At 73.4% G+C, this 2,799-nt stretch carries 3 protein-coding genes; 2 read left to right on the top strand and 1 reads right to left on the bottom strand.

Features of this window, described 5'->3' with window-relative positions:
• Together J0670_RS34920 and J0670_RS34925 are read left to right on the top strand one after the other, a co-directional pair.
• On the top strand, positions 1-902 hold a 902-nt coding region (locus tag J0670_RS34920; RefSeq protein ID WP_207816505.1), incomplete at its 5' end, for an ABC transporter ATP-binding protein.
• Positions 889-1,794: an ABC transporter permease gene (locus tag J0670_RS34925; RefSeq protein WP_207816506.1), complete on the top strand. Its 906-nt coding sequence runs from the start codon at positions 889-891 to the stop codon at positions 1,792-1,794. The genes J0670_RS34920 and J0670_RS34925, both read left to right, overlap by 14 nt.
• Positions 1,795-1,817: 23 nt before the next feature.
• On the opposite strand, the gene rarD is transcribed toward J0670_RS34925, so the two are convergent.
• Positions 1,818-2,798 (bottom strand): EamA family transporter RarD, encoded by a 981-nt coding sequence (gene rarD, locus J0670_RS34930; protein ID WP_207816509.1) that lies wholly within the window; start codon positions 2,796-2,798, stop codon positions 1,818-1,820.
• Position 2,799 lies beyond the last annotated feature (1 nt).

A 2,799-nucleotide genomic window follows, 5' to 3' on the forward strand; every position in this document is an offset into this window, starting at 1 on the left:
TCCGGGGCGGCCAGCTCGCCGTGGACGGCCTGGACCTGACCGTGCCGCGCGGCTCCGTCTTCGGCTTCCTCGGCCCCAACGGCTCCGGCAAGACCACCACCATCCGCATGCTGATGGGCCTGATCGCCCCCACCTCCGGCGCGGCCGCCGTCCTCGGCGAGCCGATGCCGCAGTCCGTCGCCACCGTGCTGCCCCGGGTGGGCGCACTGATCGAGGGCCCGGCGCTGTACGGCTTCCTCTCCGGCCGGGACAACCTGGTCCGCTTCGACTCCGCCGACCCGACCGCCGACCCGCGCACCCGCAGCCGCCGGGTCGACGCCGCCCTGGAGCGGGTCGGCCTGGGCGCCGCGGCCGGCAAGAAGGCCCGCGCCTACTCACTGGGCATGAAGCAGCGCCTGGGCCTGGCCTCCGCGCTGCTGCAACCGCGCGAACTGCTGGTGCTGGACGAGCCGACCAACGGCCTGGACCCGCAGGGCATGCGGGAGATCCGCACCCTGGTGCGGGAGGTCGCGGCGGAGGGCACCACCGTGTTCCTCTCCTCGCACCTGCTGGACGAGATCGAGCAGGTCTGCACCCACGCGGCGGTGATGTCCCGGGGCCGACTGGTGGTGCAGGGCACCGTCGCCGAACTGGCCGCCCGGGCGCAGGGCCGACTGGTGGTCCGCACCCCGGACACCGCGCGGGCCGCCGAGGTGCTGGCCGCCCACGGGGTGGGCTCGCTGGTGACCGGCGAGGGCCGGGTGGACGGCGAGCCGGGCGACCGGGGCGAGGACGCGCTGCCCAAGCTGTGCTCGGCGCTGGTCGAGGCCGGGGTGCGGGTGTACGGCTTCGGCCTGGAGCGGGGCACGTTGGAGGACGCCTTCGTGGCGCTGACCGGGGAGGGCTTCGATGTCGCAGGCTGAGACGGCGCAGGCCGATGCGCCGAAGATCGCGGCGCCGCCGATCGCCACGGGCCGGCGTCCGCCGAGCGCGTCCGGCTTCCTGGCGCTGTTCCGCAACGAGCTGCACCTGACCTTCCGCCGGCTGCGCACCAAGGTGCTGCTGGGCATCCTCGCGGTGCTGCCGGTGCTGATCGGGGTGGTGGTCAAGCTCAACACCGACAGCCCGCACGAAGGCGGCGGCGGACCGAGCTTCATCGCGCAGACCACGCAGAACGGGCTGTTCCTGGTCTTCACCGCGCTGGCCGTCGCGCTGCCGGTCTTCCTGCCGATGACCGTCGGTGTGGTGGCCGGGGACTCGGTGGCGGGCGAGGCGGCCACCGGGACGCTGCGCTACCTGCTGGTCGCCCCGGCCGGACGGACCAGGCTGCTGGCCGCCAAGTTCACCGCCGGGCTGGTGTTCTGCCTGGCCGCCACGGCGGCGGTCGCGGTGGCGGCGCTGGCCACCGGTGCCGCGCTGTTCCCGCTCGGCGAGGTCACGCTGATCTCCGGGGACACCATCGGTCTCGCCGACGCGCTGCTGCGGGCGGTGCTGGTGGCCGCGGTGGTCGCGGTCTCGCTGGCCGGGCTGGTGGCGATCGGGCTGTTCGTCTCCACCCTCACCGGCAGCGGCATCGCGGCGATGGCCGCGACCGTCGGGCTGGTGATCACGGTGCAGATCCTGGACGCCTTCCCGCAGCTGGACGCGATCCGGCCGTTCCTGTTCACCCACTACTGGCTGAGCTTCGCGGACCTGCTGCGCGCTCCGATGTACTGGGACGGCGTGTGGAAGGACCTCGGGTTGCAGGCCGTCTACGTCGCGGTGTTCGGCTCGGCGGCCTGGTCACGGTTCACCAGCCGCGACATCAGCGCGTGAAAGGCATCACCGCATGACCGGCATCAGCCCGTGACGCTCTCCCGCGCCGGGGCGGGCTGCGGCGAGGCCGCGGCCGCAGCCGCAGCCCGCCCGGCGCGGTCGAGCCGCACCTGGCGCAGCGCGTCCCAGGTGAGCACCGCCAGCGCGGCCCAGACCAGGCCGAAGCCGGCCCAGCGCGCGGGCGGCATCGACTCGTGGACCACCGCGACGCCGATCAGGAACTGGAACACCGGTGCCAGGTACTGCAACAGCCCGAGCACGGTCAGCGGCACCCGCACCGCCGCCGCGCCGAAGAACAGCAGCGGGATCGCGGTGATCACCCCGCTGAGCATCAGCAGCCCCGAGTGCCCCCAGCCGTACGAGCCGGCGACCGTGTGCCCGAAGGTGCCGCGGCCGCTGACCTCCAGGTAGACGAGGTAGCCCAGGGCGAAGGGGAACATGAAGGCGCTCTCCGCCGCGAGGCTCTCCAGCCCGCTCAGCCCGACCTGCTTCTTCAGCAGGCCGTAGGTGGCGAAGGAGAGCGCCAGGGTGAGCGCGATCCAGGGCAGCCGCCCGTACGCGACGGTCAGCACCGTGACGGCGAGCGCGCCGATGCCGACGGCCGTCCACTGCGCCCGGCGCAGCCGCTCCTTGAGCACCAGGACGCCGAAGGCGATGGTGACCAGGGGGTTGATGAAGTAGCCGAGGCTGGTCTCGACGACGTGCCCGGCGTTGACGCCCCAGATGTAGACGCCCCAGTTGATCGAGATCACCGCGGCCGCGCCGGCCAGCATGGCGAGCCGGCGGGGCTGGCGCAGCAGCGGGCGTATCCAGCTCCAGTGCCGCTGGGCGACCAGCATCAGCACCACCGCGACCAGGGACCAGACCATCCGGTTGGCCAGGATGTCGTCGGCGGCTCCGGGCTCCAGGAGCGGCCAGAAGAGCGGGAAGAGCCCCCACATCCCGTAGGCCGCGAGGCCGTACCAGAGGCCTCGGCCGCTGTCCTGCTGGGTCGTCTGTGGCATG

The sequence above is a fragment of the Streptomyces sp. FH025 genome, assembly GCF_017427025.1.
Taxonomy (GTDB): domain Bacteria; phylum Actinomycetota; class Actinomycetes; order Streptomycetales; family Streptomycetaceae; genus Kitasatospora.